Source organism: Phyllobacterium sp. MT110 (assembly GCF_058792715.1).
This window is the reverse complement of record NZ_JBXAFE010000004.1, coordinates 335,659-361,512: the sequence shown is the minus strand read 5'-3', so window position 1 is coordinate 361,512 and position 25,854 is coordinate 335,659. Positions and strand designations below refer to the sequence as shown.

Below are 25,854 nucleotides of genomic sequence, written 5' to 3'. Positions count from 1 at the left end.
TCTGCAATACGCGAATATGTCGGCAGTTTCTATCGTCTGAAGTCTTTATTTCTAGTTATGGTTGTTTTTTTGGGAATCACGGCAGAAACGGGTTGATTATGACCCGAGACTGGTAAGTCCAGCATCCCGTTATTCCACCTCATAGCGGCTTGCGCCTTCGATGTGACGGCGCAAAAGGGCCTCGGCAAAGATCACGTCGTTCTCGGATAGGGCGTCGAGAATGGCAATGTGTTCGATGCAGACCTGACGAATGCGTTCGTGCGGGAGCCTTTCGAAATAGGCATACTCGGTAATGCGCCGCAAGCTGTTTTGCTGGCGAACGGCCTGAACAAGAAAGCGATTGCCCGACCAGACCGCCAGGGCTTCGTGGAACGACGCATTGACGTTGAACCACTGATCGCGCTGAACCGATGCGGGCGGGATGCGCATGATATCCGCCTGCGCGGCGCGGATGGAAGCAAGATGGTCCTTGTCCACCTTGAAGCCCGGATGCCGCAGGGCGCCGCATTCCAGAATCATACGGAACTGATAGCTTTCCTCCTCCACCTGGTCGGTATCGAGGCTTTCGGCAAAGGCCCAGCCATGGCCCCTCTGGCGCTGGACCAGGCCTTCGGCGGCAAACCGCAGCAAGACTTTGCGAATGGTTCCCCGTGTGGAGCTGTAACGCTCCGCCAGCAGCGTCTCTGATACTTCCATCGGTATTGCGCCCGTCGCCCGGTCAGCCATCAGCCGTTTGTGGATGTCTTCCAGCTCCGATGGGGGCGCGATGCCATCGATATCGCCGTTGCCATCGGGCAGGAGAGCCAGGACATAGCCCCGGCCGGGCGCATGGGCCAGAACGCCGCGGCTCGCCAGCAGAGCAAGGGCCGAGCGGATCGGCGATCGTGAGACCCCCAGCCTTCTGGCCAAAGCAAAATCCGACACGCGCTCCCCGACGGGCCAGCGTTCCGACGAGGCCAAGGAAACGATCTGGCGGGCGATTTCTATTTGAAGGTCACTGACGGTCAATCCTGGCTCCATATCCTATGCGGCTTATTTTTGCATAAAAGCCAATTGACACGCAATCATTACGTATTAAAGTGTACGTAAATTAAACAAAATACACTATAAGGCGCAGCGATGAGTTCATATCCGACATCCTTTCCCTTCGTAACCATCTCCGGGACGCCGTTTGAGCGTGGGCGCCAATATGGTGCTGCGGTGCCCGAGCGCGTGAAAAAAAGCGTTGCGCTGTATGGCGACCAGCTTGCCAAGCTGGGCTACAGCGCATCCGAAAAGACGCGGCTTATCGAGGAGTTTGCCGGGGAAATCGCGAATTTCGGTGCGCACTACATCGAGGAGATGCGCGGCATCGCCGAGGGCGCTGGCGTTGCTTTCGACGATATCGTCATGATCAATGCGCGCACCGAAGTCATCGCCAAGGCGCGTCTGGAAAAGAACGCGCCGCTGGACGAGGAAGATGAGATCGATGATGGGTGCACCGGCGCGGTCATTCTTCCCGAGAGAAGCCTGGACGGCACTCTCATTCACGGCCAGAACTGGGACTGGAAGACGGAGTGCGCCGAGACGGCCATCGTCTTGCGGGTTCTGCAGGAGGACGGCCCGGATTTCCTGACATTCGTCGAAGCGGGTGGTCTTGCGCGGAACGGCATGAACAGCGCCGGCGTCTGCATCACTGCAAACTATCTTGAATCCGATCGCGACTACCGGCAGCAGGGCGTCCCCCTTGCGCTGATCCGGCGCAAGGCATTGGAGCAGGAGCATTTCGCCCTTGCGATGCGGGCGGTGGCGGGAACGCCGAAGGCCTGCTCCAACAACATGATCCTTTCGACCGGCGCGGGTTTTGCAATCGACCTTGAGTGCGCACCGGACGAGGTATTCCATATATTGCCGGCCAATGGGTTGGTTGTTCACGCCAACCATTGGGTGAGCCCCGTGGCGCTTTCAAAACTCCGGGACACAGGGCTGCCGCATGTGCCGGAAAGCCCGTACCGTGACTGGCGCGTGCGCAAGATACTGGAGGAAGCCGGGGAAAAACTCGGCATTGCCGATATGAAGCGCGCGTTCTTCGATGACTTCCTGACGCCCTATGCCGTTTGCAGGCCGCCGAGATTGAACACCGAAGGGAACCTTTCGGCCACGGTTGCCATGGTCATCATGCATCCCGCCAGTGGCACCATGGAGGTTGCCTGCCTGCCGGCCATCAACCGCAACTTCACCCGTTACAGCCTTCGGTCGGACCCGGTTCAAGTCGCGGCCGCTTAAAGGGCGGAAATCTTTCCTTCTTCAACCAACGGGCACCTAAGCCCGAATGAATAATGGGGTTCAGAATATGAAGAATGCTATTTTGATGTCATTGGCATTGGGGCTGATCGCGGCGCCTGCCGCCGCCCAGTCGATTACCGCGGCAATTCCGGCTGACATTCGCAGCTCCAATCCCGGCGTCAACCGCGACGACTATACGGATGCTGTGGTCCTGCATACGGTGGAGGGTCTCGTCGGGTATAAAGAAGACGGCTCCGTTGGGCCGCTGCTTGCGCAGAGCTTCGAGCTTTCGCCGGATGGGCTGACCTACACGTTCAAGCTCAGGTCCGGCGTTACCTTTCACAACGGAGAGCCGTTGACCGCTGCCGACGTGCTGTGGAGCTGGACCCGTTACATGGACCCCAAGACCGAGTGGCGCTGCCTGCCGGAATTCGACGGCCGCAATGGCCTCAAAGTGGACGCGGTCACGACACCCGATCCGCAAACCGTGGTCATGAAGATCAATCACCCGAGCGCCATTTTTCTCGATACGCTGGCGCGCACGGATTGCGGGATGACCGCCGTCCTGCAGAAGGCGTCGGTCAAGGACGATGGCAGTTGGGACAGGCCCATCGGCACCGGGCCATACAAGTTCGGCAACTGGAAGCGCGGGGAATACATCACCCTCGACGCCTTTGAAAACTATGTTTCGCCGGGCGGAGACAAGGCCGATGGCTATGTCGGCTCCAAGCGCCCGCTGATCAAGGAAATCAAATTCCTTGTCGTACCCGATCCGGCGACGGTGAAAGCCGGTCTATTGTCCGGCGCGCTGGATGTCGCATCGGTTCTGAGCACCGACATTCCGGAGTTTTCAGCCAATGCGAATTTCACCGTAACGACGGGAGCGGAAGCATCCAAGCATACATTCCTGATGCAGACCAAAGATCCGCTGCTTTCCAAGGTGGAGATGCGGCAAGCCATCGCCGCGGCGCTCGATCTTCCCACCCTCGTCGCACAGGCGACCAACGGAACCGGTCGTCCCAACAATTCCGCCATCTTCCCCGGCTCGCGCTACTACAGCGAGATCCAGAAAGAAGCCTTTGCCCCTGATCCGGCAAAGGTGGCGGACCTGCTCGCCAAGGCCGGCTACAAGGGCGAGGAAATCAACATCATCGCCAACAAGCGTCCCACCGCACCGAGTTTCGATGCGGCGGTGGTGGCACAGGCCATGCTTCAGGCCGTCGGCATCAACGCCCGCATTGAGGTCCTCGACTGGTCAACCCAGCTCGACCGCTACAATTCCGGCAAATACCAGATGATGTCCTTCTCCTATTCCGCGCGTCTCGATCCGGCTCTGAGTTTCGAGCAGTTCTCCGGGCCCAAGGACAAACAGCCGCGGAAGGTCTGGGACAATCCGGAAGCGCTGGGGCTGATCGCCAAAGCCATGGAAGTATCCGATCAGGCGCAGCGGCAGGCCATCTTCGACGAGCTTCACAAAAAGCTGCTGCATGATGTTCCCTTGATCATTTACTGCAATGGCACGGGTGAAACCGTCAACAGCAAGCGCTTGAAGGGCACGCCTGTCTGGCAGGCAAAACTCCGGCTTTGGGAGCTCGGTCTCGAGCAGTAGACGCTGTGTTCCCGTAAGCCCGAGAGGTCAGCATGCTGAAGTTCGCCATTACCCGCGTTGGCACTGCGATCCCGACATTGTTCATCGTGGCGGTGTCCGTGTTCTTTCTCATCCGCCTCATTCCCGGTGATCCGGCATCGCTGATGCTGGGTGACCTGGCGGATCCGGCGAGTCTTGCGGATCTGCGCGGCAGGCTGGGGCTCGATCAGCCCATTCCCGCCCAGTTCGCAATCTGGCTCGGCAATATAATGCACGGCGACTTTGGCCGGTCGATAACCAACCAGCAGGAGGTTCTGCCGCTGATACTGGCGCGCTTGCGCATCAGTGCGGAAATCGTCCTGATCGCAGTTTTCCTGGCGAGCATCGTTGCGGTGCCGGCGGGGATGATCGCCGCCTGGCGGCAAAACAGCATGACGGACGTGGCGCTGGTCGGCGGCGCAACCATCCTGCTTTCCATCCCGGCGTTCTGGATGGGGCTGCTCCTGCTGTTGTTCTTCGGGCTGAAGCTGGGCTGGCTTCCGGTGCTGGGTTATGTCTCGATGTCCCAGAACCTTCCGCAAGGATTGCTCTATATCATCCTGCCGGTGGTAACGCTCTTCCTGCACGAGATCGGCGTGATCCTGCGCATGGCGCGCGCCTCGACGCTGGAAGTCATGCAGCTGGATTACATCACCCACGCCCGGGCCAAGGGCCTGTCGGAATCCGCGGTCCTCTGGCGGCACGCGTTCAAGAATGCCTTTGGCCCGACCTGGACCCTGATCGGCATCGTCCTCGGCAATCTGCTCGGCGGTATCGCCGTGGTTGAAACGGTTTTCACTATACCCGGTCTCGGACGTTTGCTTGTCGATGCCATTTTCGCCAGGGACTATCCGGTCATCCAGGGCTGCCTTCTGCTCATTGCAACGGTGTACGTGCTGGTGAACCTCATTGTCGATCTGCTCTATCCCCTATTTGATCCGAGGGTGACTGCCGAATGAGAAATCTCGCTCCCAATGCGCTTCTCGGTAGCGCACTGATTGGAACATTGCTGGCCGGAGCGTTCATGGGGGCGGTGTGGACGCCCTATGATCCGCTCGGCCTCAACTTCAAACTCAGGCTTGCCGGGCCAAGTGCTGCCCATTGGCTGGGGACGGATGAGTTCGGCCGCGATGTGCTCAGCCGGCTGCTGGCCGGAGCGGCGACCAGTTTCTGGATAAGCCTGCTCACCGTGGCGCTGGCCGTAACTGCCGGCACCCTGATCGGGATATTGACGGGCTATTTCCGCGGCTGGGTCGATCGCATCGTCATGACCTTCAATGACGCGCTGCTCGCCTTCCCCGGTATCCTCCTGGCGCTCGGCCTGCTCGCGATTGTCGGGGCGAACAAGTACGGCATCATTCTGGCGCTTGGCCTCGCCTATACCCCGACTGTCGTGCGGATTGTCCGCGGCAACGTCCTGTCATTGCGCGAGCGGGAATTCATCGAGGCCTCGCGGGTCATGGGCAATTCGAACGCCTATACCATGGGCCGCCACATCCTGCCCAACTGTGTCGCACCGCTTACGGTCCTCGCCACGTCGATGTTCGGCTGGGTGCTGCTTGCCGAAAGCGCGCTCAGTTTCCTCGGCCTCGGCGTGCCGCCGCCCGCGCCGACCTGGGGCAACATGCTGGCGAGCGGGCGGCCCTTCATATCCCAGGCGGTGTGGCTGGCCATATTTCCGGGCCTCTGCATCTCGCTGACCCTGCTCGGGATCAATCTTCTCGGCGATGCGCTGCGTGACAAACTTGATCCAAGGATGAGGGGCTGACGATGCAGGAGAACGCACCACTGCTCGATGTGCGCGGACTTTCCCTCGAGGTGGCACGCACGGGAATCAAAATACTCAAGACCATCAGCTTCGATGTCAAAGCGGGAGAGATCGTCGGGATTGTCGGCGAGTCCGGTTCGGGAAAGTCGATGGCAGCCCGTGCCGTCATCGCCCTCAATCCGCCTGCCGTGCAGCGTACCGCCGGAACGATATGTTTCGAAGGCCGGGAAATCGGCGGCATGCACAAGCGCGATCTGCAGGCATTGCGCGGTGCCCGGATCGGCATGGTTTTTCAAGAGCCGATGACATCCCTCAATCCGTCGATGACAATCGGCCGCCAGCTGGAAGAAGGGCTGCGGCTGCACCGGCGGCTGACGGGACGGGAGCGCCACAGGCTGATTGTCGACATGCTGGCCCGGGTTGGCCTGAGCGACCCGCGGACGGCGCTCGCGGCCATGCCGCATCATTTTTCCGGCGGCATGCGCCAGCGCATCATGCTGGCTGCCGTGATGCTGCTCAAACCGGCCTTGCTGATTGCCGATGAGCCGACCACCGCATTGGATGCCGTCGTCCAGCGCGATGTGCTCGAACTGATGGTTGATCTGACGCGCGAGAACAACACGGCGGTTCTCATGATCAGCCACGATCTGGCGATGGTGGCAAAATATTCAGACCGGGTCGTGGTCATGTCGCAGGGCGAAATCGTCGAGCAGGGGGATACCCGGGATCTGCTGCGCGCACCGCAGCATCCCTATACCCGCAAACTGCTTTCCGCCCTGCCGCACCGCATGCCTGCAAGGGCTGTAGAGGTTTCGCCCATGGCAAGGATCACCGTTGACGGCCTTATCGTCGACTTTGCCGCGCGCCGCAGCCTGTTGCGCAAGGGGCAGCCCAAGCGGGCTCTGAACGGTGTCAGCCTGAGCGTGATGCCCGGAGAGGTCGTTGCGGTGGTCGGCGGATCGGGATCGGGCAAGACCACGCTGGGACGCACCATTGCCGGATTGATCGAACCGAAAGATGGCCAGATACTCTTCAATGGCAAGTCCGTCCAGCCATCGGCGGCGGACTATGCGGATTACCGGCTCAATTGCCAGATGGTGTTTCAGGATCCTTACTCGTCGCTTGATCCGCGCATGACGATAGGCAGCCTGATAGGGGAGGCACTTCGCCATTCCACGGAACTGACGAGCAAAGAGAAGAGCGCCCGCGTTGCGGAGGTGCTTGACGAGGTGGGCCTGTCTGCAGCGTTCGCGACGCGTTTCCCGCACCAGCTTTCCGGCGGCCAGCGCCAGCGCGTGGCCATTGCCCGCGCTGTTGTCAGGCGGCCGCAATTCGTCATCGCCGACGAGCCGGTTTCGGCACTGGATGTGACAGTCCGCGCGCAGGTGCTCAAGCTGTTCGCCGAGCTGCAGCGAAAGCACGGCTTCTCGTGCCTGTTCATCAGCCATGATCTGGCTGTGGTCGAGCAGATCGCCGACCGGGTCATCGTCATGAACAACGGTGTCATCGTCGAAGAGGGCAGTCGTGATGCGATCTTCGATCATCCGCAACAGGACTATACCCGCAAACTGCTCCAGGCCATTCCCGCTCTGTTCAGCACCGACAATGGCGGCGTCGAACTGGGATGGCGTTTTGACGGGGTTGGCAGGAAATCAGCCGGCGGCCGGCCTTGAATCATTATAGTGAGGAATAGCATGTCATCTTCATCTGAAAGCCGGGCGCAAGCGATCTATGATCTTGGCTGCACGGCCATTTTTGCCTGCAAATCCGATCCCCGGTTTCATTATTGCCTTTACGTGCCTCCCATCGTCGGCAAGGGCGGGAAGGTCGATCTTCTGGTGGCCGTGCACGGTACAGGACGCACATCGTTTCTCGATTTCCGCGATGGCTTTGCCGAATTCGGCCGGTGGAACGACTGCGCCATTCTTTGCCCCGTTTTCCCCGTCGGCGTCCGGGGCGATGACGCGCGCAGCGGCTACAAGTTCATGATCGAGGGCGATATCCGCTACGATCTGCTTCTTCTGGACATGGTTGCGGAGGTTGCCGCAAAATACCAGCAGAATTGGGATATGTTCGCCATGTTCGGGTTCTCCGGCGGCGGTCACTTCACCCACCGCTTTGCCATATTGCATCCGCAAAAACTTTGGGCCGCCTCAATCGGCGCGCCCGGTTCCGTGACCCTGCTTGATCCGGACAAGGACTGGTGGGTGGGTATCCGCAATCTGCAGGAACGGTTTGGCATCACCTTCGATCGGGAGAAACTGGCCCGTATCCCCATGCATATGGTCGTCGGCGATGCCGATCTGGAAACATGGGAAATCACCATTCCGGAGGGCAGTACAAACTGGATGCGGGGGGCAAACGATGCGGGGCGCACGCGGCCGGAACGGCTGTCGGCCCTTCGGCGCTCCTTTGAAGGTGCCGGTGTCTCCGTGAAATTCGATCTTGTTCCCGGTATTTCGCACGATCGTATGCAGGTGCTCGGCCATGTTCAGAATTTCCTTGCGGACATTTTGGCGGACCGGCGTGCGGGATAGGTCGGGGGTATACCGGCCGCGGCGCAGCACTGTGACTTATAGTTGCATGGAGTTGTGAAGTCCCCGCGCATTTACAATTGGTCCAACTCGTGCAGACTGGTCTGGCTGAAGAAGGGAGAGCGGTGCGCTGGGAGGCGCATGGCAAAATCTCATGTCGCTGCATTCGGACCATATTCGCGAAATCGAGACGGTGAGTCTGGGAGGCTCGACCAACCGTGATGAAACCGTGGTTGAATCCTGGTTGCGCTGCATCAAGCAGCACAGGCTGGACCCGGCACAGGCATGCGAGGCCTACATCGTTCCCGAAACCCAGTTGCGCGAGCATCGGCAGCAATCGGAGCAGTTGATTTCAATCGCGCGGTCGGGACTCGAAAACCTGTTTCGTCATGTTGCCGGTCAGAACTACGTGCTGCTTCTTTCCGATCGCGACGGGATCACCGTTGAATTCCTCGGCGATCCGCTGTTCGACAACAATCTGCGCAAGGCGGGTCTCTATCTCGGTTCGGAATGGTCGGAGGCGCGGGCAGGCACCTGTGCCGTTGGCTCCTGCCTGGAGACAGGTGAGCCGTTGACGATTCATCAGACCGATCATTTTGACAACACCCACACACCGCTGACCTGCACCGCCGCGCCCATCTATGACGCGCAAGGGCAGCTTTCGGCCGTGCTTGATATTTCGCTGCTGCGTTCGCCGCAAATCAAGACGAGCCAGAACTTGGCGCTGCACCTGGTAACGGCTACGGCGCGGCGGATCGAGCTTGCCAATCTCATGGCCCAGACGCGCAATGAGTGGGTATTGCGTTTTTCGCGCTCTCCTGAATTTCTCGACGTCGATCCGGAAGCGGCGATCTCGATCGACGGTGCGGGGCGAATTATCGGCATGACCCACGACGGCGCAAAGATCATGGCACGCGCGTCCGGGCTCGATTGGCGGCAGCCGGCGAATCTGATCGGGCAGTCCATATCGCGGTTTTTCGATATGGATGTCGACGATCTCGGCAATCTCACCCGCACGAGGCCGTCCGAAGACCGGCTGGTGTTTGCGCGGGACGGCAATGTTCTGTTTGCGCATGCGATAGAACCGCACTACCCATCGCGCGGTGCACCGATTGTTCAGGAGCGCATCCCCGCCTCGCTGCGCCGGTTGAGCGGCGGCGATCCGCATCTGGCTGGGCTGCAGACAAAGGCGGCAAAGCTTGCCGGCAAGTCATTGCCGATTCTGATCCAGGGCGAAACCGGTACAGGCAAGGAATATCTGGCGCGCGCCATCCATGACAGCAGTGGTGCCAGCGGACGCTTTATTGCCGTCAATTGTGCCGCCATGCCGGAGCAGCTTATCGAGAGCGAGCTGTTTGGTTATGCGCCTGGCGCCTTCACAGGAGCCTTGGCGAAGGGGCGCAAGGGGCTTGTCGAGGAAGCCGATGGCGGCACGTTGTTTCTCGATGAAATCGGTGACATGCCTTTGGCGCTGCAAAGCCGGCTTCTGCGGGTGCTGGCCGAAGGCGAGGTTTTGCCTCTCGGCGCATCGCGGGCCAAACCGGTCAATGTACGCATTCTCTCCGCATCCCACCGCGACCTTGCCGAACTCGTGCGCAACGGCACATTCCGCCAGGACCTGTTCTATCGCCTGAACGCCGCCACCCTGTCACTGCCGGCACTGCGGAACCGCAGCGATTTTGATTGGCTGCTTGCGGAAATCCTGAAGAAATGCACGGCGGATACGGGTTCGGCTCCGGTCGTTTCCGCCGAAGCGCTGTTGGCGTTGCGGCGGCACAATTGGCCGGGCAATATCCGCGAACTTTTCAATGTTCTTGATGTTGCGGCGGCACTCTGTGAAAACGGGTGTGTAGACCTGACGGATCTTCCCGAGCACGTCCAGCGACAGGCCCAAAATTATCCGGTCAGCGCAGGGCGTGAAAAGCCTGATGAACACTCCCGGTTGACGGAAGCTCTTGCGGCAACGGACGGAAACATTTCCGCTGCGGCGCGCCTGCTTGGTGTCGACCGTTCAACCGTACACAGGCAGCTGCGCCGCGTCCGCCAAAAGGCAGCGCATTGATGTCAGGCCTGCCCTGGTGTTGCAACTGTTGCAGGGCGTCGCGCCACAGCTGTGGCAAATTGCAACAACCGCGCTGTCGCCAATTCGTCCTTCGTCACAAAAACATTTGAAAGTCAGTCAGATAGAGGAAACTCCGGCTGCTGGCACGTTCCTTGCAATGCTTTCGCACACCAGCTGCGTGCGTTGATCGCACTGCTGGAAGCTTGATGCGAACAACAGGCAGGCCTTGTCGCGAAACGGGGCCGGGAGGAATGAATGAAAGCACTGCGTTTCCATGCGGCGAAAGACCTTCGTCTTGAAAATATCGACGCGCCTTCGTCGGCGCCGCAGGCCGGGCAGGTATTGATCCGCAACCGGTTTGTCGGCATTTGCGGAACGGACCTGCACGAATATGTGTCGGGGCCCATCTTTATTCCGGTAGAACCGCATCCGTTCACCAGGGCCAGCGGGCCGCAGATCTTGGGGCACGAATTCGGTGGTGTCGTTGAAGCGGTCGGCGCGGGGGTGACCTCGGTTAAACCGGGCGATCGCGTTTCCGTCCAGCCTTTGATCATGCCGCGCTCCGGCGACTATTTTGCCGATCGCGGTCTTTTTCACCTGAGCACGGATCTGGCCTTGGCCGGGTTGAGCTGGCAATCCGGCGGCATGGCGGAATATGCGCTGCTGAATGAATACAATGTGCAGCGCATCCCGGATGAAATGACCGACGAGGAAGCGGCGCTGGTCGAACCGGCGGCCGTGGCGGTTTATGCCTGTGATCGCGGCGGGGTGACGGCGGGAAGCAGTGTCCTTGTGACCGGCGCGGGTCCGATTGGCGTATTGACACTGCTTGCGGCCAGGGCGGCCGGTGCCGCGCAGCTGTTTCTCTCCGATATCAACGATACGCGGCTGGAACTGGCGGTCGGCATCCTGCCGGATTTGATCACCATCAACCCGAAGCGCGAGCTGGTCGGCGACATCGTCCGGTCGAGAACCGAAGGCGGTGTCGGTTGTGATGTGGCCATTGAATGCGTGGGCAACGAGCACGCTTTGAAAGCCTGTACCGATGCCGTCCGCAAGCAGGGCGTGGTGGTACAAACGGGCCTTCATCCGCATGAAAATCCGCTCGACTGGTTCCAGGTCACCTTCAAGGATATCGATATCCGCGGGTCATGGGCCTACCCGACGCATTATTGGCCGCGGGTCATCAGACTGATCAGTTCTGGTCTCTTGCCTGCACATAAGGTCGTTACCAAGCGGATCACCCTGGATGAAGCGGTGACTGAGGGTTTCGATACCCTGCTCGATCCTGCGGGAAAACATCTCAAGATCTTGATTGATCTGACGTCATAGGTCGTGCGGGCTGGAGGGGCCCGCATCCGATCTTACAGAGTTCATACAATTGGCAGGCAGAATGGAGGAGATTTCATGCTTGACGACAGCCCCCACCAGAAGATTGAAACGGTACTCGGGAAGCTCGAAAAGGCTTTCGCGAACGGCGATATTGAAGCGGCAGTCAACCTGTTTCAGGAAGACTGCTACTGGCGTGATCTTGTCACGTTCACATGGAATCTGAAGACCCTTGAAGGCCATGATCAGATCCGTGCGATGCTGACCGAACAGCTGGCGCGCATCAAACCGCATGACCTGCGGCAGGATCTGAACGAAGTTGCCACCGAGGATGATGGTGTCACCCAGGGCTGGATCGAATTTGATACCGGCGCGGCGCGGGGATACGGGCACATCCGCCTCAAGAACGGCCGCATATGGTCGCTGCTGACGACCATGTCCGAATTGAAGGGACATGAGGAACCAAAGGGTTTTCTGCGGCCCATGGGTGCGCAGCATGGCAGCGAACCCGGACGGAAGAGCTGGAAGGAAAAGCGCGAGACGGAAGCGGCTGAGCTTGGCTACTCCGTCCAGCCCTATTGCCTCATCATTGGCGGCGGACAGGGCGGGATCGCCCTCGGGGCCCGGTTGCGGCAGCTTGGTGTACCAACCATTATCATCGAAAAGAACGAGCGGCCGGGGGACAGCTGGCGCAAGCGCTACAAGTCTTTGTGCCTGCACGATCCGGTCTGGTACGACCATCTGCCCTACATCCCGTTCCCCGATAACTGGCCGGTTTTTGCTCCCAAGGACAAGATCGGCGACTGGCTCGAGATGTACACGAAAGTGATGGAGCTGAATTACTGGAGCTCGACGGTTTGCAAGTCGGCACAGTTCGACGAAGCACGCAATGAATGGACTGTCATCGTCGAGCGGGATGGGAAGGAGATCACGCTGCGGCCGAAACAGCTTGTCCTCGCAACCGGCATGTCCGGCAAAGCCAACTGGCCGAAATTCAAGGGAATGGACGTATTCAAGGGCGAGCAGCAGCATTCGTCCCAGCACCCCGGCCCCGAAGCCTATGCGGGCAAGAAAGTCGTGGTTGTGGGGTCCAACAATTCCGCCCACGATATCTGCGCAGCGCTGTGGGAAGCAGGCGCTGACGTGACCATGCTGCAGCGCTCATCGACCCACATTGTCAAATCCGATTCCCTGATGGAAATCGGCCTGGGCGATCTCTATTCCGAGCGCGCCGTCGCCAATGGCATGACCACACGCAAGGCTGATCTGATCTTTGCCTCGCTGCCCTATCGCATCATGCATGAGTTCCAGAAGCCGGTTTACGACAAGATCCGTCAGAAGGATGCGGCCTTCTACGAGCGGCTGGAAAAGGCTGGCTTCATGCTGGACTTCGGTGATGATGAGTCCGGACTGTTCATGAAATATCTGCGCCGCGGTTCCGGCTATTACATCGATGTCGGTGCTTGCGACCTTATCGCCGACGGCAAGATCAAGCTGATCAGCGGCGTGAATATCCGCGAACTGAATGAAGGCGGTATCGTGCTGGACGATGGTCGGGAACTCCCGGCCGATCTGATTGTCTACGCCACCGGTTACGGCTCGATGAACGGCTGGGCGGCGGACCTGATCTCGCGCGAGGTCGCCGACAAAGTCGGAAAGTGCTGGGGGCTCGGTTCGGACACCACGAAGGATCCGGGACCGTGGGAAGGCGAACAGCGCAATATGTGGAAGCCGACGCAGCAGCAGGCCTTGTGGTTCCATGGCGGAAATCTGCACCAGTCACGCCATTACTCACAGTACCTGTCGCTCCAGCTGAAGGCCCGCATGGAAGGTATTCCGACACCGGTCTATGGTCTTCAGACGGTGCATCACCTGTCCTAGCGTGAAAACAACGCAGCATGCGGCCATTTGTGGCCGCGTGCTGCTTCACCCGCCGCGGCCCACCCTTGACCGAAAAGCAAACTAGCTTACCCTAGGGTCAGGACGCCTGGACTTTGGGAGGAGACCGATGGCTTCGCGGTACGATGGGCAGCATGCGGAACACATCCAGTCCGCCCTTCTGGGAAGTGCCGCTGCGCAATCTGCGCTCGTTGCCTCCTGGGGGCGCTCCATGCGTCTCTACGGGCTCAATCCGGAAGAGGGGACGCCGCCGGATTTTTTGAGCGAACGGGAACTGACGGACGCCCGCGAACGGCTGGGATCGTTGATCACCACCGCGCAGGCGACGCTGGACCGTCTCTATTCTGCCGTTGGCGGTGCCGGATGCTGCGTGCTCCTGGCGGATAAGGACGGCGTGCCGGTTGACCGCCGCGGCAGCGTTTCGGACGATGCAACCTTCTGCAAGATTGGTTTGTGGACCGGAGCGGTGTGGAGCGAAGAACGCGAAGGCACGAACGGCATTGGAACCGCGCTGGCGGAACAGCGGGCTTTGACAATTCATCGGGATCAGCATTTCCGCAGCCGCAATACGGCCTTGTCCTGCACGGTTGCGCCCATTTTCGATCATTGCGGGCGCCTGATGGCGGCCATTGACGTATCATCCGCGCGTCACGACCTCACGGAAGATTTCGTCAAACTGATCGCCATGGCTGTCGTTGATGCCGCGCGCCGCGTGGAAGCGGAAAACTTTCGTCTGGCCTTTCCCAAGGCGCGGATCATGCTCGCCAAGCTCGGGCCGGATGTGAGCTATGAGCGCAGTGCCAGCGCGCTGATTGCCGTCGATGAAGACGACCTTGTCATCGGGGCTTCCCGCACTGTCCGGCATGTTCTTGGTCTCATCGATGAATCCTTGAGCAAGCCGCTGCCGGCGGCCAGTCTCCTGGGGCAAAGCATGGATGTCGAGCAGGAATTTGCTGCCGCCGAGCGCAGCGTCATCCAGCGCGTGCTTGCCAAAGCCGACGGCAATATCTCGGTTGCCGCCACGATGATGGGTATGGGGCGTGCCACCCTGCATCGCAAGTTGAAGAAACTCGGTATTCACTGACGCTGCGGCGTATTCGCTGATTGCCACCGGCAATTGTCTCAAAAGTGAGACAATGCGCTCGCCCGCATGGTCGATGCGGGATGACACCCGCACCTCCGCGCGCGATCCTCTCTGGGCCGCAGGAGGCGGTATCAATCAGCGTGCAGATGGCCTTTCCGAAGTTTTCACGGCGCGGAGGGCCCTGCAACAGGGAGGAACACCATGAACAAGGTAGAATTCAACCGCACCATTCGACCCAATTTCAAGAAACGCTACGGCAATTTCATCGGCGGCAAGTTTGTCGAGCCGAAGTCGGGACGGTATTTCGACAATACCTCGCCGGTGAACGGCCAGGTCCTGTGCGAGATCGCCCGGTCCGACGCCAGCGATGTCGAGGCAGCCCTCGATGCGGCCCATGCGGCCAAGGATGCGTGGGGCCGCACGAGCGTTGCCGAACGCAGCGTCATCCTCAACAAGATCGCGCAGGTTATGGAGGACAATCTGACACTGCTGGCGCAGGCCGAGACCTGGGACAACGGCAAGCCGATCCGCGAGACGACCGCCGCAGACCTGCCACTCGCGATTGATCACCTGCGTTACTTCGCTGGCGTGATCCGGGCGCAGGAGGGCAGCATTTCCGAGATTGACCATGATACCGTCGCCTATCACTTCCACGAGCCGCTGGGCGTCGTCGGCCAGATCATCCCGTGGAATTTCCCGCTCCTGATGGCGATCTGGAAACTCGCGCCGGCACTGGCCGCTGGCAATTGCGTGGTGCTGAAACCGGCGGAACAGACACCGGCTTCCATTCTGGTGCTGGCCGAACTGATCGGTGATCTCCTGCCGCCGGGCGTTCTGAACATCGTCAACGGCTTTGGCCTCGAGGCAGGCAAGCCGCTTGCATCCAGTCCGCGCATTGCCAAGATTGCCTTTACCGGCGAGACGACAACCGGCCGCCTGATCATGCAGTATGCCAGCCAGAACCTCATTCCGGTGACCTTGGAACTGGGCGGCAAGTCACCCAACATCTTCTTCAAGGATGTGACCTCGGAGGATGATGATTTCTTCGACAAGGCGATTGAAGGCTTCGTCATGTTTGCCCTCAATCAGGGCGAGGTCTGCACCTGCCCAAGCCGCGCCCTCATCCATGAATCCATCTACGACAGGTTCATGGAACGAGCGCTGAAGCGCGTCGAGGCAATCGTCCAGGGTGACCCGCTTGATCCCGCGACGATGATCGGTGCCCAGGCGTCCGGCGAGCAGCTGGAAAAAATCCTGTCCTACATCGATATCGGCAAGCAGGAAGGCGCTGAAGTGTTGACCGGCGGTGAGCGCAACGCGTTGGCCGGCGATCTCGCCGGCGGTTTCTATGTGAAGCCGACGGTGTTCAAGGGCCATAACCGGATGCGCATTTTCCAGGAGGAAATCTTTGGTCCGGTCGTTTCGGTCACCACTTTCAAGGATAATGACGAAGCGCTGTCGATTGCCAACGATACGCTTTACGGCCTGGGTGCCGGCATATGGAGCCGGGATGCAAACACCTGTTACCGCTTCGGTCGGGCCATTCAGGCCGGGCGTGTCTGGACCAACTGCTACCATGCCTATCCGGCCCATGCGGCATTCGGCGGATACAAGCAGTCGGGCATCGGCCGTGAAAACCATCTGAAGATGCTGGATCATTATCAGCAGACCAAGAACATGCTGGTCAGCTACAGCCCGAAGAAGCTCGGATTCTTCTGAGCACTCTGACATTGCAAAGCTGGCGGCGCCTGCGTGGCGCTGCCAGTGTCACCATTGGGGAGGCATCATGCAAAATCAGGTCAGTGCCACGATCGCTGCTCTCGATCTCATTCGGACGCTGCAGGCGGAATACGGGCCGATCATGTTTCACCAGTCGGGCGGCTGTTGCGACGGCTCGTCGCCGATGTGCTACGCCCAAGGGGACTTCATCGTCGGCGATCAGGACGTCTGTCTGGGTGAAATCGGCGGCGCACCGGTCTATATCAGCGCCTCCCAGTATGGCGTGTGGAAACATACCGAACTGATCATCGATGTCGTGCCGGGCCGTGGCGGCATGTTCTCGCTCGACAATGGCCGCGAAGTGCGGTTCCTGACGCGCTCGAAAGTGTGCGTCGTGTCTCCGCTTGAGACGAGATAGTGAGCCGTCAGTTGATTAAAACTGGCTGGCACGGTCCGTCCGGTTTGGTTGCCCAACCCGATCTCGCCTATGCCCGGATATCGCCACAAGGTTCGGCAACCAGCTTCGCGCCATAGGCAGTCCTTGTCGACGGCTCCATGCCCCTGAATTGCACCCGGTCGACATTCTTCATCCTGCCACAACAATAGTTCGATTTTTGGCGTTGCACGCTTGACAAGTTTGACGAGACGTTATTAGTTCGGTGATAGAACGAACTAAATATGTGAGGCTGTGTTGAACGAAGCTGTGCGCCTGTCCCGTAAGTTCTCCCAGCGGGCTGTAATCGAAGCTATCGTGCAGGGTAGTCCGATTTCGCGGGCCTCGATCTCCAAGCAGACAGGCCTGTCGAAACAGACGATTTCGGAGATTGTCCGCCAGCTGGAAGCGGAAGGCTGGGTTCAGGAAACCGGACGTACCAGCGGTCACGTCGGCCGCACCGCGGTCACCTATGAGCTCATTCCAAGCGCAGCCTACATCGCCGCCGTTGATTTGGGCGGCACGAAGGTACGCGTAGCCATCGTCGATCTGGCCTGCCAGGTCTTTGCCGAGGATACGGCGCCGACGGACCCGAGGGGCGGGCAGGCGGTTATCGACCAGATCGCCAACATGTGTTTTCAGGCGGCCGCTCGTCAGGCTATCCCGCGCGAGAAGATCAGGCTTGCCGTCGTCGGTGCGCCGGGTGCGCCGGACAGCGACACCGGCCGTATCCTGCTTGCGCCCAATATCGCCGGTTTCGACGTCATGGATGTGGCAACGGCATTTGAACGCGCGTTCGGCGTCGACGTCATGCTGGAGAACGATGTCAATCTTGCCGTCATCGGTGAGAACTGGCTGGGCCAGGGGCAAGGCATCGACAATCTTGCCTATATTGCGCTCGGAACCGGTATCGGCGGCGGCCTCATGGTGGGCGGGCAGCTGGTGCGCGGCAATATCCATGCGGCGGGCGAACTCGGCTTTCTGCCCTTCGGTTCCGACCCGTTCGATCCGGAATCCTTGAGCGCTGGTGCCTTCGAGCGCGCGGTCGCCTCGATGAGCATCATCGAGCGTTATAAGGCCTTGTCGGGGATATCATTGGGTGTGCCCGCTATTTTTGAGGCCGCAACGGCAGGCGATGCCAATGCCAACAGGGTTCTCGATGACACTGCCCGCCTTCTTGCGCGCGGAATCGGCGCCATTGCGGCCATTGCCAATCCGGAAAAAGTCATCCTCGGCGGTTCAATAGGCCTGCGGCCGGAGATGCTGTCGCGGGTAAAAGACCTGCTGCCACGCTGTTTTCCCTATCCGATCGATGTCGAGGCCAGTGTGCTTGGGTCGCGTGCCGCCATTATCGGCGCTGCCGCCATAGGGTTGGGGCACCTGCACAATACGCTCTTCGGTGCTGATGCGCCCGATAGCCGTATCTCGCTTCCGCCCGCCAGCACGGTCACATTGCGGGAGGTTGTATGATGAAGGATGCAAGCAATCTCGCCTCGCGGTTACGCGAGGTTCTCGATGCCGATGACGCCGTGGCACTGCTGCGGGGTGCAATTGGGCGCAACAGCATCACCGGAAATGAAGCAAATTTTGTTGCCTATCTGAACGAACAAATGCGCGCCCGTCCGCTCACCGCCATTGAAACCGCTGATTTTCTGCCGGGGCGCCCGAATATCTGGGGCGAGCGCCGGGGCAATGGCGGTGGAAAGCGGCTCCTGTTCATCGGCCACACGGATACGGTCCATGTCGATGGTTGGGCCGAACATTGGGTGGGGACCGCCCATGCGGACCCGTTCGCCGCTCCCGTCATCGACGGCCAAATCTGGGGCAGGGGTGCCGGAGACCTGAAAGCGGGCATATGCACCGCGCTTGCCGCACTCTCGCTGCTGGACAAGGCCGGTATCCGGCTAGCCGGGGATGTCGCCTTCGCCTTTGTCGGGGATGAGGAGAGCGGGCAGCCGGGAACGGGCGTCTCGGCGGGCATCAAGGATTATGTCGCGCGCATCGAGGCAGGCGCCATCCCGAAGCCGGACTTTACCGTCTATGTCGAGCCGACCCAGCTGTCGGTCTATTCGGCACAGATCGGCTTTTTCATCGCCGACATCACGGTAACCGGAAAGTCGGCTTATTTCGGCGTGCCGGAGCTCGGAAAGGATGCGTTGAAGGCGAGCCATGCCATCATGTCGGCCCTGTGGAACCATTCTGACGCGGTGGCGGCGCGCGCGGAGCATGACCTCATCGGTCACGGCTTCCTGTTGATTACCGGGCTGAAGGGCGGCGGCTTCATTGCTGTTCCAGAGGAGTGCACGCTTTCGCTGATCCGCAAGCTTGTACCGGGTGAATCCCTCGATACGGCTGCAGCGGAGATGGAAGCCGTCATTCGCGGCGCGGTGACCGATCCGGATATCAGGATCGACATCTCCTATCCGGCGGGCCGCGACCATCCGCTGGGCGGCACCGCCGCCGAGATCGACCGGCATGCGCCGGAGGTTATAATGCTGTCAAAGGCCGTTGCCGATGCAATGCAGGGGCGCGGCGTGATCGAGGGCGCGCCTTTCTGGTCCGAGTCACCATTCTTCGTCAATCAACTGGGAACGCCGGCTGTGTACTGCGCCCCGGGCGATATCCGCAACTGCCACACCTATGAGGAACGCGTCGACGTGGAGGAATACCTGGCCGGAATCGTCGCGTTTGCCAGCTTTATCGCCGAATACTGCGGCGTTATTGAATGACCAACGACACCACAATAATAAAAAGGGAACATTCCAATGCTTGTGAAAAGATTTCTGAATGCAACGGCTCTGACCTGTTTCTTGCTGTCGGCTTCTGCGTCATTTGCGCAGACAGTCGGGCCGTCGGGAGAAGCGGCAACGCCAAGCTCCGCCATTACCCTGTCTGATGCCGATCTCGCCTCGCTGAAAGACAAGGGCTACAAGGCGGCCCTGCTCTGGCATACATCATCGGATTTCGTGAATGCCGTTTCGGCTGGCGCAAAGGATGAGTTTGCCCGCGCCGGAGTGAAAGTCGTTGTCACGACAGATGCCGGGTTTGATGCCGCGCGCCAGCGCAGCGATATCGAAACGGCGCTTGCCGCCAAGCCCGATGTCGTCCTGGCCCTGCCGCTTGATCCGGTGACCTCGGCCGAGGCCTTCAAGCAGGCGATTGCCGATCATACCAAGCTTGTGTTCCTGTCGAATGTACCGGCGGGTTACAAGCAAGGCTCCGACTATGCTGCCATTGTGACGGATGACCTCTTCCAGATGGGCAAGCAGGCGGCCGATGCCCTGGCGAAATCCATCGGCGGCAAAGGCAGGGTTGGCTGGATTTTCCACGATGCCACCTATTATGTCACCAACCAGCGCGACAATGCGTTCAAGTCGACAATCGAAAAAGACTATCCGGACATCAAGATCGTTGCCCAAAAGGGTATTTCGGATCCATCACGCGCCGAGGAACTGGCAAGTGCGATGCTGCTGCAGAACCCTGATCTTGACGGCATCTATGTGACCTGGGCGGAGCCCGCCGACGGCGTGCTTGCTGCCTTGCGCGCTGCCGGAAACACCAAGACGAAGATCGTCACGCTCGATCTTGCCGAGCCGGTGGGGCTCGATATGGCCAAGGGCGGCAACGTGACGGCGCTGGTTGCCGACAAAGCCTACGAGCTTGGCCGCACAATGGCGGCGACAGGCCTGAAATCCCTGCTCAATCAGGCAACGCCGCCCTTTATCGTCGCTCCGGCATTGACCGTAACCAAAGAGACCATTGCTTCAGGCTGGAAGGAATCGCTCAACCGCGATGCACCGCAATCCATCCTCGACGCCGTGAAATAGCGCGAAGCAGTACGGTTCAACGTTCGACAAACCAATCAAGGGGGCAGTCATGTCCAGATTTCTCACATTATCGGCAGCGCTTGCTGTCAGCATCTTCGCAACGCAGGCCTTCGCGGCTGAAGGGGTAACCGTCGGACCGCATGGCGAAAAGCCGACGCCCGCCGCCAGCGTGACCCTCACCGCGGACGAGGTCCAGAAGATCAAGGACGGCAACTATACCGCCGCGCTGGTCTGGCACGAGATGAGCGAATACACCAATGCGGTCAATCGCGGGGCGGAAGCAGAATTCGCCGCGCTCGGCATCACGATTGTAGCGGAGACCAATGCCAGCTTTGACAGTGCCCGCCAACAATCCGACGTGGAAACGGTCCTGGCGAAGAAGCCGACGATCATCGTGTCACTGCCCGTCGATCCGACTACCGCAGCAGCGGTCTATGATCCCGCGCGCAAGGCCGGCGTCAAGCTTGCCTTCATCGACAATTCGCCGGCGGGATACGAGCATGGCAAGGACTATGTGACCATTGTCTCCGACGATCTGTTCCAGATGGGCAGCAAGGCGGCCGACGCCATGGCTGCCTCCCTCGGCAAGAAGGGGAAGCTCGGCTACATCTATCACGATGCCGATTTCTATGTGACCAATCAGCGGGATCGGGCATTCAAAACAACCATCGAGACAAAATATCCCGATATGAAGATCGTTGCCGAAGCCGGCATGGCCGATCCCGCGCGCAGTGAGGAAATCGCCCAGGGCCTTTTGATCAAGCATCCCGATCTTGACGGCATCTATGTCACCTGGGCCGAACCGGCGCTCAATGTTCTGGCGGCGCTCAAGGCTGCCGGCAATACCAGCACCCGGATTGTCGCCCTCGACCTGAATGAACCGGCAGCGCTTGACATGGTCAAGGGCGGCAGCTTCACCGCGCTCGTTGCCGACGAGGCTTACAATATTGGCCGCACCGCCGCGCGCGCTGCGGCGGGGTCGCTGATCGGGAAGAAAGCCGAACCCTTTCTGGTCGTCGACTCACTGGCTGTGACGAAAGAAAACGTCCTTGCGGGATGGAAGACCTCGCTCAACAAGGACGCCCCCGAGAGCATCGTCGAAGCATTGAAATGACTGTGCGGGCGGCCGTCCCGGCAGGGATCGGCCGCTCCCGTTTCACTTTCCTTTGAGGAAGATACCATGTCAAAAACCAACCCAAGCCTGATGCCGTCCGGACGGTCGCTGTCCCTTCTGGGCAAGGCGAATCTACAGCAATATGTCGTCTATCTCGGGTTTCTCGCCATCTTTCTGTTCTTTGCGATCGTGCTGAGAGACAGCGGCTTCCTGACGGTCCGCAACCTGTCGAATATTGTGCTCCAGACAGCGCCGGTGACCATCATGGCAATCGGCTTGGTGTTTGTCCTTTCCGCCGGGGAAATCGATCTTTCGATCGGGTCCATCGTCGCCGTCTCCGCGCTTGCGGGCGCAGTTGCCATGAACGGCTACGGCATGACGGCCGGTATTGCCGCCGGCCTGTGTGCGGGTCTGCTGATCGGCCTGGTCAATGGCGTTCTCGTCGCTTACGTAAGACTTCCGTCCTTTCTGGTGACGCTTGCCACCATGGGATTGTTTGCCGGTGTTGCCCGGTCGCTGACCGATCTTCGCTCCATTCCGGTGACCAACAGCACCTTCACCGGCTTTTTCGGCTCCGGAACACTGCTCGGCGTCCCCTCGCTGGTGTGGTGGACGGTGGGGGCCATATGCATCGGCCACATTGTCTACCGCCATACCCGCTTTGGGGCGCATGTGCTTGCCACGGGAGACAACAACCGGGCTGCAAGCGTATCCGGTATCAGCGTTCCACGCATCCGCCTGACGGTCCTGATGATGAGCGGCGTGCTGGCATCACTGGCTGGCCTCCTCTATGCCGGCCGCCTGCAGGCCGCCAAATACACGCTGGGTGAAACCGATCTGATGACGGTCATTGCCGCGGTCATCGTCGGCGGAACGCTGCTCAACGGCGGCAAAGGTTCCATCATCGGTGCGCTGGTCGGTTCGCTGATGATGGGCATGCTGAACAACGGTCTGATCCTGATGGGGCTGTCCGTCTCTGACCAGATGATCGTCCGTGGTCTCATCATTCTTGCTGCCGTGGCGGTTTCGCTGCGTGAAAAGTCGCGCTGAGGGAGTTTTCCATGTTTCTCGATATTCTACGCCGCCGCAACCCAGCCTTTGTGGAAAGCGCAATCGAGCTGCATCAGGCAGGCCGCATTCCGGCCAATGCCTATGTGCTTGATCTCGACGCGGTTGAAGCCAATGCGCGCGTCCTCAAGTCGGAAGCGGACAGGCAGGGCCTGAAAATCTTCGGCATGACCAAGCAGGTCGGCCGGTCCAGTTCATTCTGCCGTGCCATCAAGCGCGGCGGTATCGATGCCGCCGTTGCCGTCGATATGGCCTGTGCCCGGGCCGTGCACAATGCCGGCCTCAAGCTCGGGCATCTCGGCCATTTGCAGCAGGTCGCACGTCATGAAGCCGCCGCTGCAGCTGCCCGTTTTCGCCCGGACTACTGGACTGTGTTCAACACGGAAAAAGCGGCGGAGGCCGGCAAGGGCGCCAGCGCTGCCGGTTACACGCAGAACCTGCTTGCCCGCATCAAGGCTGAAGGCGACACCTTCTATCGCGGGCATGAGGGCGGATTTGATGCGGACGATATTGCCGGGGTTGCCGACTGTCTAGACGATGTGGAGGGCGGCCGCTTCGCCGGCATCACGACATTCCCGGCACTCCTGTTCGATCATGCCGCGCGCAAGGTGAAGCCCACGCCCAATCTGGCAACGCTCACCAAGGCTGCCGAGGCCCTGCAGAAGGCGGGCCGGACCAATGTCGAGGTGAACGCGCCGGGAACGACATCGTCGGTGTTGCTGGCCGCATTGGCCGAAGCGGGCGCCACCCAATGCGAGCCGGGCAATGGTCTGCACGGAACCACGGCGCTTCACGTCATGGAGGATTTGCCGGAACTTCCGGCCGTACTGTATGTGACCGAGGTATCGCACCTTGCCGGCGGCAAGGCCTATTGCTTCGGTGGCGGCTTCTACATCGACCCGATCTTCCCGGATTATGACGTGAGAGCGATTGTAAGCCGCGAACCGACGGTGAGTGCCGCGGCGCTGCGCAGTGTTGAAGTGCCGCCGCCCGCGGCCATTGATTACTACGCCATGATCGACGCGACTTCCCCCGACTCACCCCGCCCTGGCGATACGGCCGTTTTCGGCTTCCGCGGCCAGGCTTTCGTGACGCGCGCCTATATTGTCGGCGTGTCCGGTATTTCAAAAGGTGCGCCCAAGGTCGAGACAATCGAAAACGGTTTCGGTGAAACCGCCGCCTGGCCTGTATAGGAGAAATCGAATGACTGTCACCGACGTGTCACCTGTTCTCAAACTGACCGACATCCGCAAGAATTTCGATGCCGTGACGGCCATTGAAAATTTCTCGCTGGATATCTTTCCCGGTGAAATCGTTGCTCTTGTCGGCGACAACGGGGCGGGAAAATCCACGCTGATCAAGATCATCTCAGGCGTATACGCCCCATCTGCCGGCACGATCACCATCGAGGGTGAAACAGTGACGATGGCAAGCGCCAGCATGGCGCGCGCCCATGGCATTGAAGTCGTGTACCAGGATCTGGCGCTCGCCGACCAGCAGACCGTTTACATGAACATGTTCCTCGGCCGCGAGCCGGTCAACCGCTTCGGTCTGCTCGATCGCGGCAAGATGATCAGCGATACTGAAAAGCTGGTCCAGGAGCTGGATGTGCGGATACCTTCGGCCCATGCCACGATCCGGGATTTGTCCGGCGGGCAGCGTCAGGGGGTGGCGATCGCGCGGGCAACCCATTGGGCGAGCAAGCTGATCCTGCTGGATGAGCCGACGGCGGCGCTGGGCGTGGCCGAAACGGCCAAGGTCGAAGCCATCGTACAATCGTTGAAAACCCGCAACATCGGTGTGCTGATCATCAGCCATAGTCTGGATCAGGTCTTCAAGCTTTCCGACCGCATCTGTGTTTTGCGGCGCGGGAAGCAGATCGGTATCCGCAAGACGTCCGAGACGGACAAGAACGAAATCGTATCGATGATCACCGGCGTCAATTGACGGGCTGGTGCCTGTCGCTCTCGCCGGGGATCAGTTGCAGCGGCCAGACGAGCTGCACCCTTTCCTGCGGATAATGGTCTTCATAAGCGGGCATGGTTGAAAGCAGGGATTCCGCCAGCTTGATGCCAAGATCGCGCAGGGAAATCCTGAAACAGGTCAGCGTGGGCGACAGAAACCGGCTTTGGGTACTCTCGCGGAAACCGATGACGGCGATGTCGCGGCCCGGGTGAATATCGGACTCATAGAAGCGCCGGTACAGTCCGAGGGCCATGTTTTCATTGACGAGGATGATGGCCGTCGGCATTCGCCCCTGGGCAAGGACGGCACTTGCAATCTGGTAGCCGCCTTCCTCGTTGGCATGGGACCGGAACACATAGTCCGGATCAAACGCTATGCCGCTGGCGGCGAGGGCCTGTTTGTACGCATCGAGAAAGATGTAGCCGAGGTTGATGTCGCTGGCTGGTACGGCAATGGCAATGCGGCTGTGACCCAGCCCGGCAAGCCGCCTGACCGCGGCCGTTGCAACGCCTTCGAAATCGAGGTCGATCCATGGGTAATTGCCCGCTGTTTCGCTGCGGCCCAGCGTGATGAAGGGAATTTTTCGCTCCAGCAGGAAATCAATGCGGGGATCGTGACGTGTGGTTGCCGATATGATCAGCCCGTCGACAAAGCGACGCGCAACCACGCGGTTGAGGTAGGCGGCGGGCTCTTCGTCGGTGCCGCACAGAAGTGCGACGAGGTCGAGGTGATGGCGCCGGAACACCGACTGAACGCCTTCGAAGACAGGCATGAAGAAGCTGCCGCCGGTGTCGACCGTCTCGATGGTTGATTCAATCATGAAGCCGATCGTGTTGGTGGTGCCCTGTCGCAGACTGCGGCCGGACTGGTTCGGCACATAGCCAAGTTGCTTGGCCGCCTCAAGCACGCGCGCGCGCGTCTCCTGATTGACGTCAGCCTTCCCGTTGAGGGCACGGGAAACTGTTCCGATCGAAATATCGAGATGGCGGGCAAGGTCCCGGATGCTCACGCTTTTTCTCCCTGTGCGACTCGGCGCTGATGCCCTTTCATTCTTAAAACACCGAAAGGGGGATTGACAAAAATAATTCGCCGATATGAAATCGTAAACGTTTACGGAAGGCATTTGCAACCGATTTAGCCGGTTTCTGGTGAATTTCGTT

At 59.9% G+C, this 25,854-nt stretch carries 21 protein-coding genes; 19 read left to right on the top strand and 2 right to left on the bottom strand.

Annotated features, from left to right (window positions below):
• Window positions 1-129: 129 nt before the first annotated feature.
• A complete protein-coding gene (locus AC1Q5O_RS19500; RefSeq protein WP_223615265.1) occupies window positions 130-1,008 on the bottom strand; it encodes a GntR family transcriptional regulator in 879 nt (292 codons plus the stop codon).
• A gap of 111 nt (window positions 1,009-1,119) precedes the next feature.
• Here AC1Q5O_RS19500 and AC1Q5O_RS19495 point away from each other — a divergent pair, with 111 nt between their 5' ends.
• From AC1Q5O_RS19495 to AC1Q5O_RS19405, 19 genes are all read left to right on the top strand, one after another.
• Window positions 1,120-2,265: a C45 family autoproteolytic acyltransferase/hydrolase gene (locus AC1Q5O_RS19495; protein ID WP_492565213.1), complete on the top strand. Its 1,146-nt coding sequence runs from the start codon at window positions 1,120-1,122 to the stop codon at window positions 2,263-2,265.
• 67 nt (window positions 2,266-2,332) lie between these two features.
• Window positions 2,333-3,874 carry an ABC transporter substrate-binding protein gene (locus AC1Q5O_RS19490; protein WP_492565211.1) on the top strand — a complete coding sequence of 514 codons (1,542 nt, stop codon included), beginning with the start codon at window positions 2,333-2,335 and terminating at the stop codon, window positions 3,872-3,874.
• Window positions 3,875-3,906: 32 nt separating this feature from the next.
• Window positions 3,907-4,851, top strand: coding sequence for an ABC transporter permease (locus tag AC1Q5O_RS19485; protein ID WP_492565209.1), 945 nt, complete (start codon window positions 3,907-3,909; stop codon window positions 4,849-4,851).
• The gene (locus tag AC1Q5O_RS19480) at window positions 4,848-5,660 is read left to right on the top strand and encodes an ABC transporter permease (RefSeq protein ID WP_105735270.1); all 813 of its coding nucleotides are present in this window, start codon (window positions 4,848-4,850) and stop codon (window positions 5,658-5,660) included. Before AC1Q5O_RS19485 ends, AC1Q5O_RS19480 begins: the two co-directional genes overlap by 4 nt.
• Before the next feature lie 2 nt (window positions 5,661-5,662).
• A complete protein-coding gene (locus AC1Q5O_RS19475) occupies window positions 5,663-7,333 on the top strand; it encodes a dipeptide ABC transporter ATP-binding protein (RefSeq protein ID WP_492565207.1) in 1,671 nt (556 codons plus the stop codon).
• Between the two features lie 21 nt (window positions 7,334-7,354).
• Entirely contained in the window at window positions 7,355-8,197 is an 843-nt protein-coding gene (locus AC1Q5O_RS19470; RefSeq protein ID WP_492565205.1) for an alpha/beta hydrolase family protein, read from the top strand.
• Between the two features lie 151 nt (window positions 8,198-8,348).
• Window positions 8,349-10,256 (top strand): sigma-54-dependent Fis family transcriptional regulator, encoded by a 1,908-nt coding sequence (locus AC1Q5O_RS19465; protein ID WP_492565203.1) that lies wholly within the window; start codon window positions 8,349-8,351, stop codon window positions 10,254-10,256.
• A 255-nt stretch (window positions 10,257-10,511) separates the two neighbouring features.
• Complete coding sequence (locus AC1Q5O_RS19460) at window positions 10,512-11,588, top strand: 2,3-butanediol dehydrogenase (protein WP_223615257.1); 1,077 nt, start codon at window positions 10,512-10,514, stop codon at window positions 11,586-11,588.
• Between the two features lie 75 nt (window positions 11,589-11,663).
• A complete protein-coding gene (locus AC1Q5O_RS19455) occupies window positions 11,664-13,466 on the top strand; it encodes an NAD(P)/FAD-dependent oxidoreductase (protein ID WP_464664099.1) in 1,803 nt (600 codons plus the stop codon).
• 127 nt (window positions 13,467-13,593) lie between these two features.
• Window positions 13,594-14,568 (top strand): GAF domain-containing protein, encoded by a 975-nt coding sequence (locus tag AC1Q5O_RS19450; protein ID WP_492565201.1) that lies wholly within the window; start codon window positions 13,594-13,596, stop codon window positions 14,566-14,568.
• 201 nt (window positions 14,569-14,769) lie between these two features.
• Window positions 14,770-16,287 carry an aldehyde dehydrogenase gene (gene adh / locus AC1Q5O_RS19445; RefSeq protein ID WP_492565200.1) on the top strand — a complete coding sequence of 506 codons (1,518 nt, stop codon included), beginning with the start codon at window positions 14,770-14,772 and terminating at the stop codon, window positions 16,285-16,287.
• A 67-nt stretch (window positions 16,288-16,354) separates the two neighbouring features.
• Entirely contained in the window at window positions 16,355-16,705 is a 351-nt protein-coding gene (locus AC1Q5O_RS19440; protein WP_492565199.1) for a DUF779 domain-containing protein, read from the top strand.
• Window positions 16,706-16,978: 273 nt separating this feature from the next.
• Window positions 16,979-18,190: an ROK family transcriptional regulator gene (locus AC1Q5O_RS19435; protein WP_492565198.1), complete on the top strand. Its 1,212-nt coding sequence runs from the start codon at window positions 16,979-16,981 to the stop codon at window positions 18,188-18,190.
• A complete protein-coding gene (locus tag AC1Q5O_RS19430; protein ID WP_492565196.1) occupies window positions 18,190-19,449 on the top strand; it encodes a M20 family metallopeptidase in 1,260 nt (419 codons plus the stop codon). The genes AC1Q5O_RS19435 and AC1Q5O_RS19430 overlap by 1 nt, the downstream gene beginning before the upstream one ends.
• Window positions 19,450-19,485: 36 nt before the next feature.
• Window positions 19,486-20,547 (top strand): substrate-binding domain-containing protein, encoded by a 1,062-nt coding sequence (locus tag AC1Q5O_RS19425; RefSeq protein WP_463013678.1) that lies wholly within the window; start codon window positions 19,486-19,488, stop codon window positions 20,545-20,547.
• 49 nt (window positions 20,548-20,596) lie between these two features.
• A complete protein-coding gene (locus AC1Q5O_RS19420; RefSeq protein ID WP_464664089.1) occupies window positions 20,597-21,661 on the top strand; it encodes a substrate-binding domain-containing protein in 1,065 nt (354 codons plus the stop codon).
• A gap of 66 nt (window positions 21,662-21,727) precedes the next feature.
• Window positions 21,728-22,711 (top strand): ABC transporter permease, encoded by a 984-nt coding sequence (locus AC1Q5O_RS19415; RefSeq protein ID WP_492565193.1) that lies wholly within the window; start codon window positions 21,728-21,730, stop codon window positions 22,709-22,711.
• An 11-nt stretch (window positions 22,712-22,722) separates the two neighbouring features.
• A complete protein-coding gene (locus AC1Q5O_RS19410; RefSeq protein ID WP_492565191.1) occupies window positions 22,723-23,922 on the top strand; it encodes an alanine racemase in 1,200 nt (399 codons plus the stop codon).
• A gap of 10 nt (window positions 23,923-23,932) precedes the next feature.
• Window positions 23,933-24,676 carry an ATP-binding cassette domain-containing protein gene (locus AC1Q5O_RS19405; protein ID WP_223615246.1) on the top strand — a complete coding sequence of 248 codons (744 nt, stop codon included), beginning with the start codon at window positions 23,933-23,935 and terminating at the stop codon, window positions 24,674-24,676.
• Here the strand turns inward: AC1Q5O_RS19405 and AC1Q5O_RS19400 are convergent.
• Window positions 24,669-25,703: a LacI family DNA-binding transcriptional regulator gene (locus tag AC1Q5O_RS19400; protein WP_492565188.1), complete on the bottom strand. Its 1,035-nt coding sequence runs from the start codon at window positions 25,701-25,703 to the stop codon at window positions 24,669-24,671. The genes AC1Q5O_RS19405 and AC1Q5O_RS19400 overlap by 8 nt on opposite strands.
• Between the last annotated feature and the right edge of the window lie 151 nt (window positions 25,704-25,854).

What these genes read in the sequence shown, in the direction of transcription:
- AC1Q5O_RS19460 (WP_223615257.1), top strand. Translation starts at nt 10,512, where the DNA reads ATGAAAGCACTGCGTTTCCATGCGGCGAAAGACCTTCGTCTTGAAAAT.
- AC1Q5O_RS19420 (WP_464664089.1), top strand. Translation starts at nt 20,597, where the DNA reads ATGTCCAGATTTCTCACATTATCGGCAGCGCTTGCTGTCAGCATCTTC.
- AC1Q5O_RS19410 (WP_492565191.1), top strand. Translation starts at nt 22,723, where the DNA reads ATGTTTCTCGATATTCTACGCCGCCGCAACCCAGCCTTTGTGGAAAGC.
- adh (WP_492565200.1), top strand. Translation starts at nt 14,770, where the DNA reads ATGAACAAGGTAGAATTCAACCGCACCATTCGACCCAATTTCAAGAAA.
- AC1Q5O_RS19455 (WP_464664099.1), top strand. Translation starts at nt 11,664, where the DNA reads ATGCTTGACGACAGCCCCCACCAGAAGATTGAAACGGTACTCGGGAAG.
- AC1Q5O_RS19490 (WP_492565211.1), top strand. Translation starts at nt 2,333, where the DNA reads ATGAAGAATGCTATTTTGATGTCATTGGCATTGGGGCTGATCGCGGCG.
- AC1Q5O_RS19475 (WP_492565207.1), top strand. Translation starts at nt 5,663, where the DNA reads ATGCAGGAGAACGCACCACTGCTCGATGTGCGCGGACTTTCCCTCGAG.
- AC1Q5O_RS19415 (WP_492565193.1), top strand. Translation starts at nt 21,728, where the DNA reads ATGTCAAAAACCAACCCAAGCCTGATGCCGTCCGGACGGTCGCTGTCC.
- AC1Q5O_RS19465 (WP_492565203.1), top strand. Translation starts at nt 8,349, where the DNA reads ATGTCGCTGCATTCGGACCATATTCGCGAAATCGAGACGGTGAGTCTG.
- AC1Q5O_RS19495 (WP_492565213.1), top strand. Translation starts at nt 1,120, where the DNA reads ATGAGTTCATATCCGACATCCTTTCCCTTCGTAACCATCTCCGGGACG.
- AC1Q5O_RS19425 (WP_463013678.1), top strand. Translation starts at nt 19,486, where the DNA reads ATGCTTGTGAAAAGATTTCTGAATGCAACGGCTCTGACCTGTTTCTTG.
- AC1Q5O_RS19430 (WP_492565196.1), top strand. Translation starts at nt 18,190, where the DNA reads ATGAAGGATGCAAGCAATCTCGCCTCGCGGTTACGCGAGGTTCTCGAT.
- AC1Q5O_RS19405 (WP_223615246.1), top strand. Translation starts at nt 23,933, where the DNA reads ATGACTGTCACCGACGTGTCACCTGTTCTCAAACTGACCGACATCCGC.
- AC1Q5O_RS19470 (WP_492565205.1), top strand. Translation starts at nt 7,355, where the DNA reads ATGTCATCTTCATCTGAAAGCCGGGCGCAAGCGATCTATGATCTTGGC.
- AC1Q5O_RS19480 (WP_105735270.1), top strand. Translation starts at nt 4,848, where the DNA reads ATGAGAAATCTCGCTCCCAATGCGCTTCTCGGTAGCGCACTGATTGGA.
- AC1Q5O_RS19485 (WP_492565209.1), top strand. Translation starts at nt 3,907, where the DNA reads ATGCTGAAGTTCGCCATTACCCGCGTTGGCACTGCGATCCCGACATTG.
- AC1Q5O_RS19440 (WP_492565199.1), top strand. Translation starts at nt 16,355, where the DNA reads ATGCAAAATCAGGTCAGTGCCACGATCGCTGCTCTCGATCTCATTCGG.
- AC1Q5O_RS19450 (WP_492565201.1), top strand. Translation starts at nt 13,594, where the DNA reads ATGGCTTCGCGGTACGATGGGCAGCATGCGGAACACATCCAGTCCGCC.